The sequence below is a fragment of the Streptomyces sp. NBC_01474 genome (genome assembly GCF_035918215.1).
Lineage (GTDB): Bacteria > Actinomycetota > Actinomycetes > Streptomycetales > Streptomycetaceae > Streptomyces > Streptomyces aureus.
In genome coordinates this window covers 1,058,011-1,075,929 of record NZ_CP109449.1, presented here as the reverse complement: position 1 = coordinate 1,075,929, position 17,919 = coordinate 1,058,011, and the positions used below count along the sequence as shown (strand labels likewise).

At 71.8% G+C, this 17,919-nt stretch carries 18 protein-coding genes; 8 read left to right on the top strand and 10 right to left on the bottom strand.

Annotation, left to right across the window (positions count from 1 at the left end):
- The first annotated feature begins 252 nt into the window (after positions 1–252).
- Positions 253–1,323, top strand: a complete 1,071-nt coding sequence (locus OG758_RS05240) for a LacI family DNA-binding transcriptional regulator (protein ID WP_326708846.1) — start codon at positions 253–255, stop codon at positions 1,321–1,323.
- Between the two features lie 66 nt (positions 1,324–1,389).
- Here the strand turns inward: OG758_RS05240 and OG758_RS05235 are convergent, their stop codons facing one another.
- The gene (locus OG758_RS05235; protein WP_442810259.1) at positions 1,390–1,776 is read right to left on the bottom strand and encodes a luciferase domain-containing protein; all 387 of its coding nucleotides are present in this window, start codon (positions 1,774–1,776) and stop codon (positions 1,390–1,392) included.
- A 521-nt stretch (positions 1,777–2,297) separates the two neighbouring features.
- Between OG758_RS05235 and OG758_RS05230 the strand changes: the two genes are divergently transcribed.
- A complete protein-coding gene (locus tag OG758_RS05230) occupies positions 2,298–2,843 on the top strand; it encodes an HAD domain-containing protein (RefSeq protein ID WP_326708845.1) in 546 nt (181 codons plus the stop codon).
- A gap of 28 nt (positions 2,844–2,871) precedes the next feature.
- Here the strand turns inward: OG758_RS05230 and OG758_RS05225 are convergent, their stop codons facing one another.
- Complete coding sequence (locus OG758_RS05225) at positions 2,872–3,777, bottom strand: aminoglycoside phosphotransferase family protein (protein ID WP_326708844.1); 906 nt, start codon at positions 3,775–3,777, stop codon at positions 2,872–2,874.
- Positions 3,778–3,882: 105 nt separating this feature from the next.
- Complete coding sequence (locus OG758_RS05220; RefSeq protein ID WP_382060049.1) at positions 3,883–4,812, bottom strand: helix-turn-helix domain-containing protein; 930 nt, start codon at positions 4,810–4,812, stop codon at positions 3,883–3,885.
- A 96-nt stretch (positions 4,813–4,908) separates the two neighbouring features.
- Between OG758_RS05220 and OG758_RS05215 the strand changes: the two genes are divergently transcribed.
- Positions 4,909–6,414, top strand: a complete 1,506-nt coding sequence (locus OG758_RS05215; RefSeq protein WP_326708843.1) for an alpha/beta hydrolase — start codon at positions 4,909–4,911, stop codon at positions 6,412–6,414.
- Here OG758_RS05215 and OG758_RS05210 read toward each other — a convergent pair.
- Entirely contained in the window at positions 6,411–6,845 is a 435-nt protein-coding gene (locus OG758_RS05210; protein WP_326715809.1) for a MarR family winged helix-turn-helix transcriptional regulator, read from the bottom strand. The two genes, OG758_RS05215 and OG758_RS05210, sit on opposite strands and share 4 nt — an antisense overlap.
- A gap of 54 nt (positions 6,846–6,899) precedes the next feature.
- Here OG758_RS05210 and OG758_RS05205 point away from each other — a divergent pair, with 54 nt between their 5' ends.
- Positions 6,900–7,505, top strand: a complete 606-nt coding sequence (locus OG758_RS05205; RefSeq protein ID WP_326708842.1) for a TIGR03086 family metal-binding protein — start codon at positions 6,900–6,902, stop codon at positions 7,503–7,505.
- Positions 7,506–7,547: 42 nt separating this feature from the next.
- Here OG758_RS05205 and OG758_RS05200 read toward each other — a convergent pair whose 3' ends face one another.
- The 5 genes from OG758_RS05200 to OG758_RS05180 are packed head-to-tail and all read right to left on the bottom strand — an operon-like array spanning position 7,548 to position 12,817.
- Positions 7,548–8,174 carry an ABC transporter permease gene (locus OG758_RS05200; RefSeq protein ID WP_326708841.1) on the bottom strand — a complete coding sequence of 209 codons (627 nt, stop codon included), beginning with the start codon at positions 8,172–8,174 and terminating at the stop codon, positions 7,548–7,550.
- 29 nt (positions 8,175–8,203) lie between these two features.
- Positions 8,204–8,938 carry an ABC transporter permease gene (locus OG758_RS05195; RefSeq protein ID WP_326708840.1) on the bottom strand — a complete coding sequence of 245 codons (735 nt, stop codon included), beginning with the start codon at positions 8,936–8,938 and terminating at the stop codon, positions 8,204–8,206.
- Positions 8,935–9,888 carry an ABC transporter ATP-binding protein gene (locus OG758_RS05190; protein ID WP_326708839.1) on the bottom strand — a complete coding sequence of 318 codons (954 nt, stop codon included), beginning with the start codon at positions 9,886–9,888 and terminating at the stop codon, positions 8,935–8,937. Before OG758_RS05190 ends, OG758_RS05195 begins: the two co-directional genes overlap by 4 nt.
- A gap of 17 nt (positions 9,889–9,905) precedes the next feature.
- Complete coding sequence (locus OG758_RS05185; protein WP_326708838.1) at positions 9,906–10,802, bottom strand: ABC transporter substrate-binding protein; 897 nt, start codon at positions 10,800–10,802, stop codon at positions 9,906–9,908.
- Between the two features lie 2 nt (positions 10,803–10,804).
- Positions 10,805–12,817 (bottom strand): CocE/NonD family hydrolase, encoded by a 2,013-nt coding sequence (locus OG758_RS05180; RefSeq protein ID WP_326708837.1) that lies wholly within the window; start codon positions 12,815–12,817, stop codon positions 10,805–10,807.
- A 178-nt stretch (positions 12,818–12,995) separates the two neighbouring features.
- Here OG758_RS05180 and OG758_RS05175 point away from each other — a divergent pair, with 178 nt between their 5' ends.
- From OG758_RS05175 to OG758_RS05165, 3 genes are all read left to right on the top strand, one after another.
- Positions 12,996–13,823, top strand: coding sequence for an N-formylglutamate amidohydrolase (locus OG758_RS05175; protein WP_326708836.1), 828 nt, complete (start codon positions 12,996–12,998; stop codon positions 13,821–13,823).
- A gap of 156 nt (positions 13,824–13,979) precedes the next feature.
- A complete protein-coding gene (locus tag OG758_RS05170) occupies positions 13,980–14,963 on the top strand; it encodes an alpha/beta fold hydrolase (protein WP_326708835.1) in 984 nt (327 codons plus the stop codon).
- A 140-nt stretch (positions 14,964–15,103) separates the two neighbouring features.
- Positions 15,104–15,751 carry a dihydrofolate reductase family protein gene (locus OG758_RS05165; RefSeq protein WP_326708834.1) on the top strand — a complete coding sequence of 216 codons (648 nt, stop codon included), beginning with the start codon at positions 15,104–15,106 and terminating at the stop codon, positions 15,749–15,751.
- A gap of 18 nt (positions 15,752–15,769) precedes the next feature.
- Here the strand turns inward: OG758_RS05165 and OG758_RS05160 are convergent, their stop codons facing one another.
- Entirely contained in the window at positions 15,770–16,837 is a 1,068-nt protein-coding gene (locus OG758_RS05160; protein WP_326708833.1) for a class I SAM-dependent methyltransferase, read from the bottom strand.
- Positions 16,838–17,088: 251 nt separating this feature from the next.
- On the opposite strand from OG758_RS05160, the gene OG758_RS05155 reads away from it, so the two are divergent.
- Entirely contained in the window at positions 17,089–17,910 is an 822-nt protein-coding gene (locus OG758_RS05155; RefSeq protein WP_326708832.1) for a VOC family protein, read from the top strand.
- Positions 17,911–17,919: the final 9 nt, after the last annotated feature.

The following is a 17,919-nucleotide window of genomic DNA, read 5'->3' as shown; positions in this document are numbered from 1 at the left end:
ACACGGCTCCTTTGCGGCGGCATCGAATGTTGCCGTGCAGACCCTGCATTGTGATCACGGAAAAAGTCAATGCATTCTCGGAAACTGCTGCGAGTCGCCTCGAATAATGCCAGGTCAGAGCGGTGGAGTAGACCTTTTACGGTCCGAGACTAATGCGCTTTAGGGTCTTGAACTCAAGCGCATTAGTGCACGGGTCGCATGCGCTACGCTGGTCGTGGAACCCATCGGGGTTCCACGGGGAAAGGGGCAGCTGTGCCAGCCAAGCGGTCTCCCGCGCGCCGACCGACCATGAAGGACATCGCGCTCAGGGCGGGTGTCTCGGAGAGCGCCGTGTCGTTCGCGCTCAACGACCGGCCAGGGGTCTCCGAGGTCACCCGCGACCGGGTGCGGCGGGTCGCCGAACAGCTCGGCTGGCGGCCCAGTACGGCGGCCCGCGCCCTGTCCGGCGAAGGCGCGGCCACGGTCGGTCTGGTCGTGGCCCGCCCCGCGGACACACTGGGCGTGGACTCGTTCTTCCTCCAGCTCATCTCGGGCATCCAGGAGGTCCTGGCGGAGCGTCACCTCGGCCTGCTGTTCCAGGTGGTGGAGGACGTCGAGGCGGAGTGTGCCGTCTACCGGCGCTGGTGGGCCGAACACCGGGTGGACGGCGTGCTCGTCGTCGACCCCCGTACCGCCGACCCGCGCCCCGCCCTCCTCGACGAACTCGGACTGCCCGCCGTGGTGATCGGCGGAGTGCCCGACGCGGAGTACCCCGGCATGTCGACGGTGTGGGCGGACGACGCCGGCGCGATGGCGTCGGTCGTCGACGAGCTGTACGCGCTCGGGCACCGTCGCATCGTCCACATCGCCGGCCTGCCGGGCCTCGCGCACACCGAGCGGCGCATCCGCACCCTGCGCGCCGAGGCCGAGCGGCGCGGACTGACCGAGGTGCGCTCCGTGACCACGGACTACTCGGACGCCGAGGGCGCCGCGGTCACCCGCCGCGTCATGGAGGGCGACACGCCCCCGACCGCGCTGGTCTACGACAACGACGTGATGGCCGTCGCCGGAGTCGCCGCCGCCGGTGAGCTGGGCTTCTCGGTTCCCGGCGACGTCTCGGTGGTGGCCTGGGAGGACTCCCCGCTGTGCCGCATGGTCAAGCCCTGGCTGTCGGCACTCTCCCGCGACACGGTCCAGTTCGGCCGGGCCGCGGCCCAGGAACTGACGGCACTCCTGGACGGCGGCCCCTCGCGGACGGTGCAGGTGCCGCTGCCGCGCCTGATCGAGCGCGACAGCACGGGGGTGGCGCGGGGCGCCGAGGTGGGGGCGAGCGGGGGCAACTGACGTGCGGCCGACGTCAGTTGCTGAATCCCCGTAACGGACTTCCGCTCACGCACCCCGGCACTCCCATCAGTGGCCGTGCGGCAGCATCCGGCCGACGGCCTTCCACGCGTCGTGGACGCGGCCGTGGTGAGCGCCGCCGGACGCCGCCACCGGGCCGGCCGCGCGCGGCGAAGGGATCGCCTGCGGCTCCCAGTCGCAGGGCGGAGCCGTACGGGCGGTGCGCGGTCCGCCGCACTCCTCCTCGGGCCCCCTGACCGCGTCGTGCTCCTTGAGGGCCACGCTGATGAGCGTCAGCAGCAGTGCCACGTCGTCGTCGCAGTCGAGCAGCACGGTGATCCACGAGGCACCGGGGCGCACCCGGATCGCGGTGCTGTCGCGCAGCTGAGGAAGGAGGCGTTCGACCGCCGTCCGGGTGAGGTACAGATCTGCCGCATCGTTGGCATGGAAATGCACGATGTCGCACCCCGCTGTCCCGAACGAGCGCCCTACGGCGCACCGGGGAGAGCCACTTACCAGGTTCGGCCACGACTCCAGCTGGGTCATGGCGCGATGGGCCGCGGTCATGTGGACATGGTTGCGCACACTTCACCCCGTCAACCAGCCCTATTCACTGCCTGCTTGATTAATCGGCGGTTTCGACAACCTCACAAGGGGTGGAAGGGGACGGCGTGACCCGGCGTCAGGTCACGCGAGCAGGGCCGTCGCGAACGCCTCGCGCCCCGGCGCCATGTCACGACCGGATCCGGTCCCAGCGCTCCCGGCCGCCGTGGTCGCGCCGAGCCTGCGCACGGACGGGGTCCCCGTCGGCCACGCGTCGGGCGACGAACGCCCGGCACACGTCGGACGGCCGCGCGCGCGTTCGCCATGCCCCCGCCGGTTCGTGTCCGGCCGCGGCCCCCGTGTCTCCCCCCGTCATGCCCGTGACGTCGGCGGCGCGGACGGGGGCCTGGTCCTCGAGTCGCTATTGTGCCGAAGTGACCGGATCCGTGCACCTTCCGCTGCTCTTCCTCGACGTCGACGGGCCGCTGATTCCGTTCGGTGGCCCGCCTGACCGCTACCCGACGTATCCTCTGCGCCGGCCGGGATGCCTCGACCCGCTGGGCGCGGACCTGAACCCCCTGCTGGCCAGGATCAACCCCGAGTACGGGCCCCGGCTCGCGGCGCTCCCGTGCGAGCTCGTCTGGGCGACGACCTGGATGGACGACGCCAACGCCTGCGTCGCCCCGTTGCTCGGACTGCCGCCGTTGCCGGTCGTGGACTGGCCGGATCCGACGTTGTGGGACGTGCGCGAGGAGTGGCACGGCGCCTGCGGACTCCACTGGAAGACCCGCGCCCTGGTCGGCCAGGCGAAAGGCCGTCCCTTCGCATGGGTCGACGACGAGATCACCGACTTCGACCGCGCCTGGGTCCTCGCGCATCACGCGGAACGTGCCCTGCTGTATCGCGTAGACCCTCGACAGGGCCTCACCGAAGCGGACTTCGCCGTCCTGGACGAGTGGTTGCGCGCGGCTGCGTGCTGACCCGGGGCGGTGCCGGCAGGACGGATCGTCAGACCGCCGCCGACGCCGTGCCGTCGGTGAGGAGTTCCGCGATCACATGGCGGGCGATGGAGGCCATCACCGGGTTGCTCTCCCGGTAGTACTGGAGCTCCAGGAGTGCGACCGACAGGGCCCAGCCGCGGCCCCGCGCCCAGGCGTCGTCGTCCGCGCCCGAGCCGGTCCGGAAGACCTCGCGCGCACCGGCGGGCAGCAGGTACCAGGCCGCGATGAGGTCGACCGCCGGGTCGCCCAGGCCGAGGCACCCGAAGTCGATGACGGCGCTGAGCCGTCCGTCCGCGACGAGCACGTTCCCGGGCTGCAGATCCGCGTGGATCCACACGGCGGGCCCGGCCCACCCCTGCGCCCGCAGGGCCGACTCCCAGACGGCGGTCGCCGCGTCCCCGTCCAGCTCCGCCCGCAGCTCATGGATCGCCGAACGCGTCACCTCGTCCCGCTCCGCCAGCGGCTCGCTGCGGTAGGAAGCGGGCCCGCCGGCGGCGTCGACCCGCCGGAGTACGGTGACGAACTCCGCCAAGTCCATTGCCAGCAGGGCCGGTTCGGAGATGGGGCCCGGGGCGGGGTTGGCGCCGTCGAGCCAGCGGTAGACGGACCACGGCCATGGGTAGCCCTCGCCGGGAGTGCCCTTGCCCAGCGGCGTGGGGATGGCCACGGGGAGCGCACCGGCGAGCAGGGGCAGCCAGCGGTGCTCCTTCTCCACGTCCTGCGCGGAACCGGCAAGCCGGGGGAGCCGTACCGCCATGTCCTCGCCGAGGCGGTACATGGCGTTGGACGTACCCGCCGAGACGACCTCGGTGAGCGGCAGCCCGGCCCACTCAGGGAACTGCGCGTCGACGAGCCGACGCACCAACGAGGCGTCGATGTCCGCCTCTTCGGGCCGCAACTTACGAGCACACATGGAAGCCTTTCGCTTAGAGCCGCACAGCGCGTCTGCCGTTGCGCCAAGATACGGACACCGAGGCCGCCGGCCCAGCGATTAACCGGCGGTGGCCGCCCGTCGGCCTCACGCGGCCCGACGCCCGACCTGGGCGTCGAGCGCGGCGCAGAGCCAGTCGTGGGCGGCCCCCGGCGTCGGCCGCGAAGGACCGGTCAGCTCGGCGACGAGCTGCCAGTAGTGGTCGATCCGCGGATCCGCGGCCAGCACCCCGCTGAGCGCACGGCGGAACGCGGGGGTGTCCCGTACGCCCCGTGAGGCGGCGTAGGCGGAGACGAAGCAGTCCAGCGCCTCTCCCTCCCGGGGTGACCGCTGGGCGCACAGGTGCGGCGACGCCAGTGCGTAGGCCTCGCTGAGACCCTCGTAGAGCATCCCGGGGCGGAAGCCGTCTTCCGTACGATGTGCCGCCGGCTGGCCGCGGTCGCCGCCCTCGCAGGAGCGCGAGGTGAAGGCGTGCAGCCGGGCGAAGGTCAGGACGTGGGCCGGAGTCGGGTCCGCCGGAGGCTGCGGGACGGCCTGGTCGAGGACGGCGGAGACGACCCGCGCGGGCATGCGGGGCGGCAGCCACCGGCGCCAGAAGCGGGCCGGTGCGGCCGTGCTGGGCGGGGCGGACATCGCGCCGACGAGCAGCAGCCGCTCGGCGCGCTCGGCAGGCGCGCAGTCCTGGAGCAGCTGAAGCGCGGCCTCCCGCCAGCGCAGCGCCGCCAGTTGAGAGCCGATGTCCCGCAACTGCCCCGCGACGACGTCCTCAAGAGCACCGTCCGGCCCGTCCTCCCCGCCCAGGACCCGACGCACGTCCGGCACCGGCAGGCCGAGGGCGCGCAGGGAGCGGATGACATGGAGCCGGTCGAGCGCCTCGGGCCCGTACCGGCGATGGCCGCCCGTACTGCGGGGGCCTTCGGGCAGCAGACCGCGGTCCGAGTAGAAGCGGACCGTCTTGACGGTGACGCCCGCGCGCTCGGCGAGCTCCCCGATGGACCACATGCTGTCGGCGGGCACGGCTTGAACCTCCCTCAGGGGGAGTTCCTACGGTACCGGCGAGCGCGGACGGCCGGTGCGGCCGGTCCGCGGACCACGGCGTGGGAGGAGACGGACATGACGGCATTCATTCTGGTGGCGGGGGCCCACACCGGCGGCTGGGTATGGCGGCAAGTGGCCGCCGGGCTGCGGGACTCGGGGGCGCGGGCGTACGAAGTGACGCTCACCGGCATGGACGGCGGCGGTGCGGCGGGGCCGGGCGTGGACCTGGAGACGCACATCGAGGAGCTGGTCCGGCTGATCGACCGGGTCGAGGGGCAGGTGGTGCTCGTCGGTCACTGCTACGGCATCCACCCTGTGCGCGGTGCCGCGGACCGGCGCCCCGAGCGGATCTCCAGGATCGTCAACGTAGATGTCGGCATCCCGGAGGACGGCGATCCGGCCCTCGAGCTGCTGCCCGCCCAGACGGACCGCGAGCGCGTGCTGAGCCTGGCCCAGGAGCACAGCGCCGGCATGCTGCCCGCGCCGGCGGTGGAGGAGTGGCAGCGCTGGGGCAGCGTCGCCGGCCTCCCGGGCGAGGCGCTGGCACGGCTGACCGAACAGGCCGTTCCTCAGCCCCTGCCCACGCTCACCCAGCCGCTGCGGCTGTCAGGCGCGGTCGCCGAACTGCCGACGACCGGCATCCTGTGCACGGCCAACGGGTCGAGCATCGCCGTGATCGAGACCATGGTGGGCTTGGGTGATCCCGCGTTCCAGGCGCTCGCCGACCCGGGTGTCACCTTCCTCGAACTCGACACCGGGCACTGGCCGATGCTCTCCGCTCCGCGTGAGCTCGTGGACGTCCTGCTCCGGGCCGCGGCGGGGAAGGGGCACCGGGTGGCCGCCGTGCGTGAGCAGCCCACGCATCTCCGCCCGTTCCTCATGGACGTCAAGGAGCGGCCCCGGGAGCGGACCGGTCGCGTCGACCTGCATCTGCCCGACGCCGACGGTCCCCGGCCGGCAGTGGTGTTCGTCCACGGCGGACCGGTGCCGGCCGGTGCCTGTCCGACACCGCGCGACTGGCCCGCCTTCGCGGGCTATGCGCAGTACGTGGCGAACCTGGGAGCCGTCGGCGTGACCGTGGACCACCGGCTCCACGAGCTGACCGCGTACGGGCGGGCCGCCGACGACATCGCCGAGGCGATCGGGGTCGTACGGGCCGATCCACGCGTGGACGGCGACCGCGTCGCGCTGTGGTTCCTCTCCGCAGGCGGGCTCCTTGCGGCCGACTGGCTCGCGGCGCCGCCGTCCTGGCTGCGGTGCGTGGCGGCCTCGTACCCGATTCTCGCGCCGCTGCCGGGCTGGGGGCTCGCCGACAGCCGGTTCCGTCCGACGGCGGCCGTTCGAGGTGCGGGGCGGCTGCCGATCGTGCTGACGCGGGTGGGTCTCGAACGGCCTGAAATCGCGGTGACGGTGGAGGAGTTCGTGTCCGCGGCCGCGGACTGCGGCGCCGCCCTGGAGGTGATCGACCTGCCGCTCGGCCACCACGGCTTCGAGACGACCGACCCCACCGACGCGTCACGCGACGCGGTGCGACGGGCGGTGCGCTCGGTGCTCGGACACCTGGGAGCAGGGACCGACTAGGGCGTGTCCGCATCCGGGGTGAGGGTGTGCACCGCGTCGAGGAAGACCCGGCGGTCGGCCGCGGGGAGCCGGGCCAGGACGCGGTCCTCATGCGCGTGGATGTCGGCCTGTGCGGACCTGCGCACGCGTCGCCCGTCGTCGGTGATGGAGAGGAGCCGGACCCGGCGGTCGTGCGGGTCCGGTGCGCGGGAGATCAGACCGGACTCCTGCAGCGTGTCCAGCGTGGAGATGATCCGGGTCTTGTCGGCGCCGATCGCCGTCGCGAGCGCGGCCTGGGTGCGGACGGGGCCGTCGTCCAAGGCGCTGAGGACGACGTATTCCCACATCGAGATCCCGTGCGACGCGAGCACCGGCAGCTCGGCGGCGATGAGGGAGCGCACCAGGGGTTGCAGCATCGCGGCGAGGTCGCGGCGTCCGCCGTTCTTGGCCATCACGCGCCGATGATAGACGTTGACATGTGATAGGCGTGGGCAGATTATAAGCGCATGCCTACGAATAAGGATCTGGTCGCGCTCGACGCGGAGGCGGTGCGTGCGAGCGTCGACGTGGTGGCGCGGGCGACCGCCGGGGACCTGGCCAGGCCGACACCGTGCGCCGGGTGGACGCTGCGTGAGCTGCTCGGACACATGACCGCGCAGCACCATGGATTCGCCGCGGCCTCGCGCGGAGAGAAGGACATCGCCCTGTGGCGGCCGCGTCCCCTCGGCGACGATCCCGTCAGGACGTACGGCGAGGCCGCCCAGCACGTCCTGGAGGCCTTCGCCGTGGACGGGGTGACGGAGCGGGCGTTCCCCCTCCCGGAGATCCGCGACGGCGGCCCCTTCCCGGGAGCACAGGCCGTCAGCTTCCACTTCATCGACTACGTCGTGCACTCCTGGGACGTGGCGCGGACGCTGGGGCACACAGTGACGTTCGACCCCGAACTCCTCGATGTGGCACTCGCCGTGGCGCGGGCGGTGCCCGGAGGGGAGGCGCGCCGCGGCCCCCGTGCGGCCTTCGCGCCGGCGGTCACGGCCGACGGCGGGTCCCGGCTGGACGAGATCGTCGCGATCCTGGGCCGCTCACCGGCATGGCGGCCGGCCCCTGTCTAGGGTCTTTCGTGCGGAGTACTCGGCCCGACAGAGGTGGGCCGGTCACCCACTCCGTCCCGCGAGGACCCCGCGCGGGGTGAGCCGCTTGCGGAGCGCTCCGAACAGGGCGTCCGCGGCCAGCGCCAGGGCCGCCACCCACAGAGCGGCGGCGATCACTCCCGACAGGCCGTACGACACCTGGTTCAGGATGATGTCGCCGAGTCCGCCGCCGCCGGCGACCGCGGCCAGGGTCGCGCTGGAGATGACGTACACCGCCGCGATCCTGATGCCCGTGAAGAGCACCGGCAGGGCCAGGGGCAGTTCGATGCGGGTGAGGATCTGCCACTCCGTCAGGCCCATGCCGCGTCCGGCGCGCACCAGATCCGGGTCCACCTGCTCCACCGAGAGGTACGCGTGGGTGAGCACCGGTGGGACCGCCATCACCACCAGTGCCGTCAGTACATTGACGAATCCGATGCCGAGCAGCCCGAGGAAGATCGCGATGAGCGCCAGCGACGGCAGCGCACGACCGATGTTGGAGATGCTGACGGTGAGGAAGGAACCCTTGCCGCGGTGGCCGAGCCACACGCCGAGCGGGAGGGCGAGGACGAGGGACACCGCGACGGCGGCGGCCGACAGCTTCAGATGGTCCACCGTGCGGTCGGCCAGGAGCCCGAAATGGTCGGTCATGAACGAGAAACTGGCGAAGAAGGTGTGCATCAGACGGTCCTCCGCGTCCGGGCCCACGGCGTGAGCAGCCGTCCCACCAGCACGATCAGTCCGTCCGCCGCCAGCGCGAGCGCGACGGCCAGCAGCCCGGCCCCGATGAACTGGGTGTTGAACGGCGACTGAAGGCCCTGGATGATCGGCGAGCCGAGCCCTTGGTCGATGATGAACGCGGCGACCTCCACCACGCTGATGGTGGTCACCGTCGCCACGCGCAGCCCGCTGATCACCGCGGGCAGAGCCAGCGGGAGTTCGATGCGCCAGAGGATCTCGCGCCGCGTGAGCCCCATGCCCTCGCCCGCCCGGCGCACCTCCTCCGGCACCTCACCCAGGCCCGTCAGCGACGACTTGAACAGCACCATCAGCGTGTACGACACCAGCGCGATCTCCGCGGTGAGCACGGAGAGGCCGAACACCGGGACGAGCAGCGTGAACAGGGCCATCGGCGGGATCGTGTAGAGGAACGAGGTCAGACCGCCGAGCGGCTTCACCAGACGGCGCCGGAAGTGCGCGAGCAGCGCCAGCGGAAACGCGATGAGGAAGCCGACACCGACAGCGATCACCGTGAGCCGCACGTGCTGGACGAGCGCGGGCCCGAACATGCTGGAGAAGTTGGCGGTGAACCAGTCGACGCAGAACAGGCCGTTGTCGCGCACGCAGGAACTGACCGTTCCGAAGTCGGGGATCACCGGCTGCGGGCCGGTCGCCGCGAGCAGGACGGAACTCACGCCGCCTCCCTGATGAGGTCCACGGTCACGCTGCCGACGGTCCTCCCCGACTCGTCCGCGACCGGCAGCCGCTCGGCGCCTCCCGCGAGCAGCGCCGACAGCGCGGTCCGCAGGGTGTCGCCGGTGCGGAGCGACGCCTCGTCGTCGCCGGTCGCCGGGTCGAGCCTCAGCTCGCCGAGGCTGCGCAACGTCAGCGCCTTGAGACCGCGGTCCGTGCCGACGAAACGCGCCACGTAGTCGTCGGCGGGCTCACGCAGGATGCGTTCGGGGGAGTCGTACTGGAGGAGCCTTCCGCCCTTGGCGAGGATCGCGACGCGGTCCCCCATGCGGACGGCCTCGTCGATGTCGTGACTCACGAACAGGGTGGTCTTGCGGACCTGTTCGTGCAGCCGCAGGAACTCGTCCTGCATGTGCTCACGCGTCACCGGGTCCAGCGCGCCGAACGGCTCGTCCATCAGCATGATCGGCGGGTCTGCGGCCAACGCCCGTGCGATGCCGACGCGCTGGCGCTGCCCGCCGGACAGCTGGGCGGGATAGCGGTCCGCGTACTCCTTGTGGGGAAGGCCGACCAGTTCGAGCAGTTCGCGGACGCGGTCGGCTGTCCGTGACCGCTTCCAGCCGAGGACCTGCGGGACCGTCGCGATGTTCTCCTCGATCGTCATGTGCGGGAAGAGCCCCGCCTGCTGGATGACGTAGCCGATGGAGCGGCGCAGTTCGATGACGTCCTGCTCGCGGATGCTGCGCCCGTCGATGCGGATGTCGCCGGACGTCAGCTCGGTGAGCCGGTTGACGAGGGTGAGCGCGGTCGTCTTGCCGCAGCCGGACGCCCCGAGCAGGACGCAGATCTCCCCGGCCGGGACGGTCAGGGACAGTGCGTCCACGGCGGGTTCGGCGGAGCCCGCGTAGGTCTTGGTGGCCGCGTCGAAGACGATGTCGGCAGCGCTCTGCATGATCGTGGGCTCCTCGGTCATTTCAGGTCGTTCGCGCGCAGGAATCGGTCGGCGACCTTCGCCGGGCTCAGCCGCATCATGGCGGCGGCCTCGTTCAGCGCCTGCATGGCCTTCTCGGTGAGCAGCGCGTTCACCGCGTCGAGCGGCTCGGTGAGCCGGCTGCCGTACCGCTCGACGAGCGAGCGCCGCACCACCGGTGACACGTTCTGGAAGCCGAAGATCGCCTGGTCGTCCTCCAGGACGGTGAAGTCGTAGCGCCGCAGCTGGGGGTCGGTGGTGAAGACGTCGGCGGCGTCCACGTCACCGTTCTTGAGCGCCGGGTACTGCAGGCCGATGTTGAGCGGCCTGACCTTCATGGCGGAGAGCCGGTAGGCCTTGACGATGGCGTCGTAGCCGAGCGGTCCCGTGATGTTGTCGGGGTACTCGGCATACGAGATCCGCCCCATCCGGCGCAGATCGCCGACGGTGCGCAGCCCGTAATTGCGGGCGTCGGAGGTGCGCACGGCGACGGCGTTGCGGTTCTGGAACGGGGTGGGTCTCAGCAGGGTGAGACCGCGCCCCTCCTCGAACCTCTTCGCCGCCACATACGTTCCGTGCGCCGTTACCGGCATCCTCTTCGGCATCGCGAACGTCTGGAGGATGACGCCCGTGTACTCGGGATAGAGGTCGATCTGGTGGCTGCGCAGCGCTCGGTCGATGATGTCGGCGCTGCCGATGTTCGACTTGAGGACGACCTGGAAGCCACGGGCCGTGAGGACCTGCGCGTACAGCTCGCCCATCACCCACGACTCGGTGAACTGCTTCGAGCCGACGGTGATCACGGGGCCGGTGCCCGCGACGGAGCCGGCCGCCGTGCTCACCCCGGCGGCGGCCGCGACGGCGAGGGAGCCGGTGAGCAGGGTGCGGCGGCGCATGCTCACACTCCCCGGCGAGGTATCACGGCATCGGTGGTGCGGTGGTACACGCGGTCGTCCCCCTCGTGGGCGGTGATGGTGTTGGTGACAGTGAACGCCTCGGCGTCGGCACTCATGTGACTGACCGTCACGACCTTCCAGCGCCAGTCGCCGCGCCCGCCCTCCTCGGTGCGTTCGCACTGGACGAGCGCGGAGTGCGGATCGCCTTCGGTGAGCGTGAAGCGGTCGACGCTGTCGGTGCGCCGCCAGGCCCCGTCCGCGAGGTCGGTGAACTCGCCGTCGTCGACGCGGAGGGTGACGGCGGTCGTGCCGCTCACCGGATCGTGCTCGACGCGGCGCCCGGTGCCCCCGGGGGACTGGCGCAGCGGCGCGGGCAGATCCGGCAGGGGCGCGCCGTACGGGCGCAGCTTCGCGTCGTCGGCGCTCGCCGGGCGTACGGGCAGGTGCAGCGCGGCGTACGGCGCCGGGTGGAGGGTGACCGTGACGGGCCGCGGCGAGGGCCAGGCCAGGGGCCAGTACGAGGCCGAGACCGCGACGCGGATGCGGTGACCGGGCGCGAAGGAGTGCGCGGTCGCCACCAGTGGCACGGTCACGTCGTAGGCGCGCCCCGGCTCAAGAGCCTGCGGCTCCTCGTGGCCGTCGCGATGGGTGAGGTTGAGCAGGCCGCGCGTGACGAGACGCGAACTGCCGTCGGGCGCGACGTCGTTGAGGCGTACGGCGAGCTGCGCGTCCGGGCCGTCGGCGCTGACCCGAAGGGTCACGGTCGGCACGCCGAGGATCTCGGCGCTCTCGTCGAGGGGCACGGTCGTGAAGGTGTGCGAGAGACCGTCGTCACCGCCCTGTGGCCCGAACTGGCCTGCTGCGTCACCGAATTGGAGCCAGCTGCCACCCGCGGTGCCGATCATCCGAGTGCTGTCGAGGTGCGCGGCACGCTCGCGCAGCGGATCGCTCCCGGCGGCCGTCCCCGCCGACTCGCCGCCCAGGGCGTACGCGCGCCGCTCGATCCGGGGCGACGGCCAGCTCTCCTCGGCGACCCAGCGCCCCGGCCGCACATCGCGGTCGCTGCCGGGCACCGCCCACTCCGGCATCCACACCCGCAGCGCCGGATCGTCCAGGGCGCCGCTGTCCCGCCCGCGCAAGAACTGGTCGAACCAGCGCACGACCTCGGCGTGGAAGTCGATGGCGGGACCGGGCTCGGCCTGGTGCGGATAGGTGTGGGCCCATGGCCCCACCAGCCCCCGCACCGGCACGTCGAGCCCTTCGAGCAGACGCAGTACGGCCCCGCAGTACGGGTCGTACCAGCCGCCGACGGCAAGCACCGGAGCCTGGATCGCGCCGAAGTCCTCGCACACGGACCCGTGCTTCCAGTACGCGTCGCGCGCCTGGTGCCGCAGCCACTCCTCCACGTACACCGGGGTGTCCGCCATCCGCCGCAGCCACTGCTCGCGCCAGCCGTCGCCGACGACGGCCGGATCGGCGGGGCGGGCGTTGTAGGCCAGCATGGTCGACGCCCACGGCAGCATCTCGGAGGCGATCAGCGAGCCGCCGGTGTAGTGGACGTCGTCCGCATACCGGTCGTCCGTCGAGCAGACCGTGACGACCGCCTTGAGCGCGGCCGGGCGCAGCGCGGCGATCTGGAGGCCGTTGAATCCGCCCCAGGATTTGCCGATCATGCCGACGTTCCCGTCGCACCACGGCTGCCGCGCCAGCCAGCCGATCACCTCGACGCCGTCGGCCAGTTCCTGCTGCGCGTACTCGTCGAGCATCAGCCCGTCCGAATCGCCGCTGCCGCGCAGGTCGACGCGGACGGCGGCGTAGCCGGCCTCGGCGAATCGGGCGTGGAGGCTGTTGTCGCGCGCCGCGGTCGCGTCGTTCTTGCGGTACGGGATGTACTCGAGGACCGCGGGGGCGGGGCGGCTCCCGGCGGCGGGCAGCCACACGCGGGCGGCGAGCCGTGTGCCGTCCGCCAGGGGGATCCAGAGGTGGCGCAGCAGATTCGACGGTGCGTCGGGCAAGGTGAAGAACTCCTCGCGAACGAAGGTCACATGCGTAGGTCCGGGCGGGACGGCAGGGCACCGCCCACCACTACTCAACGGCCGTTCAGTAGTGGATGACTGGGCACCCTACCCGTGGCGCCCGGGCGCCGTAACCCCGTGTTTCACCAGTTGGGATCGGGCGGGGGAGAGTGGGGGCATGGACACCACGGACAGTTCCGTACAGGACACCCGGCCGTCGTACAGGCTGATTCCGGGGAGCGCGGCATCGCCCGTCCTCCTCCATGTGCCGCACGGTTCGCGTGCCGTGCCGCCGCACGTGCGGAAGGGCATCGTTCTCGACGACGCCTCCCTGGAGCGGGAGTTGGACCTGATCACGGACGCTCGCACACAGGACATCGCCGAACTCGCCGCACACGAAGCGGCGGTGACGCCCTGGCGATTCGTCAACGACCTGTCCCGCCTCGTCGTGGACCCCGAACGCTTTCCCGACGAACGAGAGGAAATGAGCGCAGTCGGCATGGGCGCGGTGTACACCCGCACCACACACCGCCGACTCCTCAGGCCCGAACCTCCCACCGACGGGACCGAACTCCTCGACACCTACTTCCACCCCTACGCCGCGGCGATGACGGACGCCGTCGACGACCGGCTCGCCGCCGCCGGGCGCGCGGTGATCGTCGATGTGCACTCGTACCCCAGCCGGGCCCTGCCCTACGAGCTCCACGGCGCGGGTCCGCGCCCGCCCGTGTGCCTGGGCACCGACCCTTTCCACACGCCCGACGCGTTGCTGGCGCAGGCGCGCGCGGCCTTCGAGGGGCTCGGGGACATCGAACTCGACACACCGTTCGCCGGGACGTACGTGCCGTTGCGGCACTACGGCAAGGACCCGCGGGTCAGCGCACTCATGATCGAACTCCGGCGGGACGTCTACCTGGACGAACCGGTGACGCCCGCGCCGGGCCTGTCGAAGGCGGCCGCCGCGCTGGCGGAACTGGTGGACATGATCGGCGGCGCGGGTGACTGAGCCGAACGCGCCCGGACGGACCGCCCCGGCAGAGCGGATTCTTTGCCGAAGCGGCAAGAAGGCTCGGTGCCGCGCGGCGGCCCGTTGCATGATCGGCGTCAGGGCCGCCACCGCCGTTGCACCCGGTGGGGCCGCACGGTGTCCACAGGAGGTCGCATGTCGCAGCACGCCGCGGAACCCGCACACCGACTCGTCGACGGGCCCGCGGGGCGGATCCACCTCGTGGAGCAGGGCACCGGGCCGCTGGTCCTGCTCGTGCACGGGTTCCCCGAGACCTCGTACTCGTGGCGCCGCCAGCTGCCGGCGCTCGCGGCGGCCGGATACAGGGCCGTCGCCCTGGACGTCCGCGGCTACGGCCGCTCCTCGAAGCCCGCGGACCCGGCCGCGTACGGAATGCTCGACCTGGTCGACGACAACGTCGCCCTCGTGCACGCCCTGGGCGAGCGGTCCGCGGTGCTCGTCGGGCACGACTGGGGCGCGACCATCGCCGCCGACTCGGCGCTGCTCAGGCCGGATGTCTTCCGCGCGGTCGCGCTGCTGAGCGTCCCCTACACCCCGCCCGGCGGACCGCGGCCCAGCGACGTCCTCGCGGGCATGGGAGGGGACGAGGAGCTCTACGTCTCGTACTTCCAGGAGCCCGGCAGGGCGGAGGCGGAGATCGAGCCGGACGTGCGCGGCTGGCTCGCGGGCATCTTCGCCGCGCTGTCGGCCGACACGATGCCCGCGCCCGGCGCACCGGACCCGCACTTCGTCCCCCGGGGCGGAAGGATGCGCGACCGCTTCCCCACCGGCCGGCTCCCCGCCTGGCTCGACGAGGCCGAACTCGACGTGTACGCCGGGGAGTTCGAACGTACGGGGCTGACCGGAGCACTCAACCGCTACCGGAACATGGACCGGGACTGGCAGGACCTCGCGGCCCATGGAGGCGCCCCCGTCACCCAGCCGTCCCTGTTCATCGGCGGCGCCCTGGACGCTTCCACCACTTGGTTGTCCGACGCCATTGCCGCCTACCCGACCACTCTGCCGGGCCTGCGCTCGTCGCACCTCCTCGACGGCTGCGGCCACTGGATCCAGCAGGAGCGCGGCGAAGACGTCAACCGCATCCTCATCGAGTGGCTGGCCGGGCTCCCCGACGCCTGAGGGGGCCCGTGCCAGGTGCGCGCTGCGGTGACGGGATTCCTGCAAGAAGATCGGGAGGGGCTGTCGATCCGCCCCCGCTCCGTTCGACGCAAGGGTGAGAGCGGGAACGGCCCCGCTACCGTCACCACGAAGGAGACGTCATGCCGAAGCTCCGCGTACACAACGTCACTGTCTCGCTCGACGGGTTCGCCGCCGGTACCGACCAGCGCATGGACGCGCCCTTCGGTGACGGGATCGACGACAGCCTGCACGACTGGATGTTCGCCGCGATGAAGGACCACGCCGACGGCAAGCAGGGCACCGACGTCGACTTCGTCGCGCGCAGCGAGGACAACATCGGCGCCACGATCATGGGCCGCAACATGTTCGGCCCCTGTCGCGGACCGTGGGAGAACGAGGCGTGGACCGGCTGGTGGGGCGACAACCCGCCGTTCCACCACCCCGTGTTCGTGCACACGCACCACACGCGTCCCTCGGTGTCGCTGAAGGGCGGAACGGACTTCCACTTCACCGACGAGCCCGTCGAGACGGTCCTCGCCAGGGCCTACGAGGCGGCGGACGGCAAGGACGTGCGCATCGGCGGGGGCCCGGCCACGATCCAGCAGTACCTGCGCGCCGGCCTCGTCGACGAACTGCATCTGGCCATCGTGCCGCTCCTCGTCGGCAAGGGCGAGCGCCTGCTCGACAACCTCGGAGCAGGCGTCGACGGCTACGAGGTCGTGGAACTCGTCAGCTCCCCGGCGGTCACGCACGCACGTCTCGTCCGTCGCTCCCCGGCCGGCGAATGACCCGGCAACCGGTGGCGGTCACTTACGGGCCACGTAGTACACGTTGAGGATGTCGCCCTCGACCTGCTCCACGTCGATGTCACCGAACCCGGCGTCGGCGAGCATCTGCAGCGCCCGCTGCCGCCCCCACACCGTGCCGAGCCCCGCGCCGCCCTCGCCCAGCGACACGGTCATGCAGTAGAAGACCGAGAAGGTGTACAGGGTGGGGCCGAGGGGATGGTCGATGTTCTCCTCCAGATTGCTGGAGGCGGAGATGTCGCCCATGAGGAACACGCCGTCGTCGCGCAGCGCGGCGGCCACCGCGTCCAGGGTGCGCGCCGGGCGGGCCAGGTCGTGGATCACGTCGAACGCCGTGATGAGGTCGTACGTACCGCTCAGATCGGCGGTGTCGACCACGTCGAACCGCACGTTGTCGAGGCCGAGCCGCTCCGCCTCGGCGCGTGCGGCCGCGATGCCTGTCGGGGAGATGTCGATGCCGTGGAACCGGCTGCCGGGGAACGCCTGGGCCAGCAGATTCACCGCATGGCCCTGCCCGGTCCCGATGTCCAGCGCGTCGATCCCGGCGCGCAGCCGCTCCGGCAGGCCCGGCGCCAGCGGAACGATCGCGTCGACCAGGGCCACGTCGTAGACGCGCCCCGTCTCCTCGGCCTGGAGCTCCTGGAACCGCGGATACGAGGAGTAGGGGACGCCGCCGCCGTTGCGGAACGCTTCGAGGACCTCGTCCTCGACAATGCCGAGGAGCGCGAGGTCCTGAAGCAGCGAGGCCATGTTCTCCGGCCCCGCTGCCCGGGTGAGAGAGGCGGCGTGCTCGGGCGGCAGCCAGTACGTGCCGTCGGCCGGCCGGTATTCGACGACACCGGCGACGGTCAGGCCGCCGAGCCACTCCCGTACGTACCGCTCGTCGAGATCCGCGGCCTTGGCGATCTGGACGCTGGTCGACGGCGGAAGAGGTGCCATCGCGTCGAAGAGCCCCGTCCGATGGCCGAGGCTGCACAGATAGCCCAGACACGCGTCATTGACCACCCGGACCATGCGCCCGGCGAACTCTTCTTTCCGCTCGGAATCGACTGCCTGCCCGGTCGTCATCGTGGACTCCTTCCGGCGGTACCGCGGGCACCACCCTCCCCGAGACCACCACGCCGACGCGGCACCACCCACAGCGTGCCCGTTCGGCACCTTTTATCCTGATTCTACGCTGGGCGTTCCGAGGCGCCCCCGGCTTCACGGCCTCTCGCCCAGCGGCTTCCGGCCAGGTGTGTGTCGCCCCACTGGGTGATGGCCGCACGAGGCCGTTCGCGCTGCAATGGGCGCAGGCCGTGATTCAGGGATGGTGCACGATGACCGACAGACTGGCCACCGAGGCCGGTGACGAGGACGGCCCGCCGAGCGGCGCCGTGCTCGGGGCCCCTTGCTGGGTGAGCCTCGCGGCGCACGACCTGGCCGCCACCAGAGCGTTCTACGAGGCGGTACTCGGCTGGGAATTCCGCCCGGGCGGCCTCGGCGACGGGTTCGCCGTCGCGATGTCGGACGGCAGACCGGTGGCGGGCATCGGCGCCATGGCGCCCACCCTCGGAGTGGCCACGGCCTGGCTGCCGTACTTCGGCGTCGCCGACCCGGACGACACCGCGAGCCGGGTGCGCGAACGCGGCGGCACCGTCGGCGTGGGCCCGATCCCCTTCCCCCTGGGCCGCGCCGCACTGCTCGCCGACAGCAGTGGCGCCGCCTTCGGCATCTGGTCCGGTGACCTCGTACGGGACTGGAGCGGATGGCACCCGGAGGCGAAGGTCGGGCTCCGGCTCGTGACCAGGAACGCCTTCGACGCCGCCATCTTCTACGGCGAGGTCCTGGGCTGGACCCGGCCCGGTGGCTGTGACGTCCGCTACGAGAACGAGGAGGTCATCCTGGTCTGCGGCGGCCTGGCCATGGCCCGGATCACCTCCGGCGCCGTAGAGGCGGCCCCCGATCCCGACGTCCGGCCGCACTGGCAGGTCCAGTTCACCGTGGACGACGTCGCCGAGTGCACCCGCGCGGCGCTCAAGCGCGACGGCACCGTGACGGGCGAGTGGGAGGACGAGGCCGGACGCTGGGCCACCGTGCGGGACGCCCAGGGCTCGCAGTTCACGGTGTTCGAACCCGGTGGGGGCGCCTTGGCGGGGTGAGCGACCCGG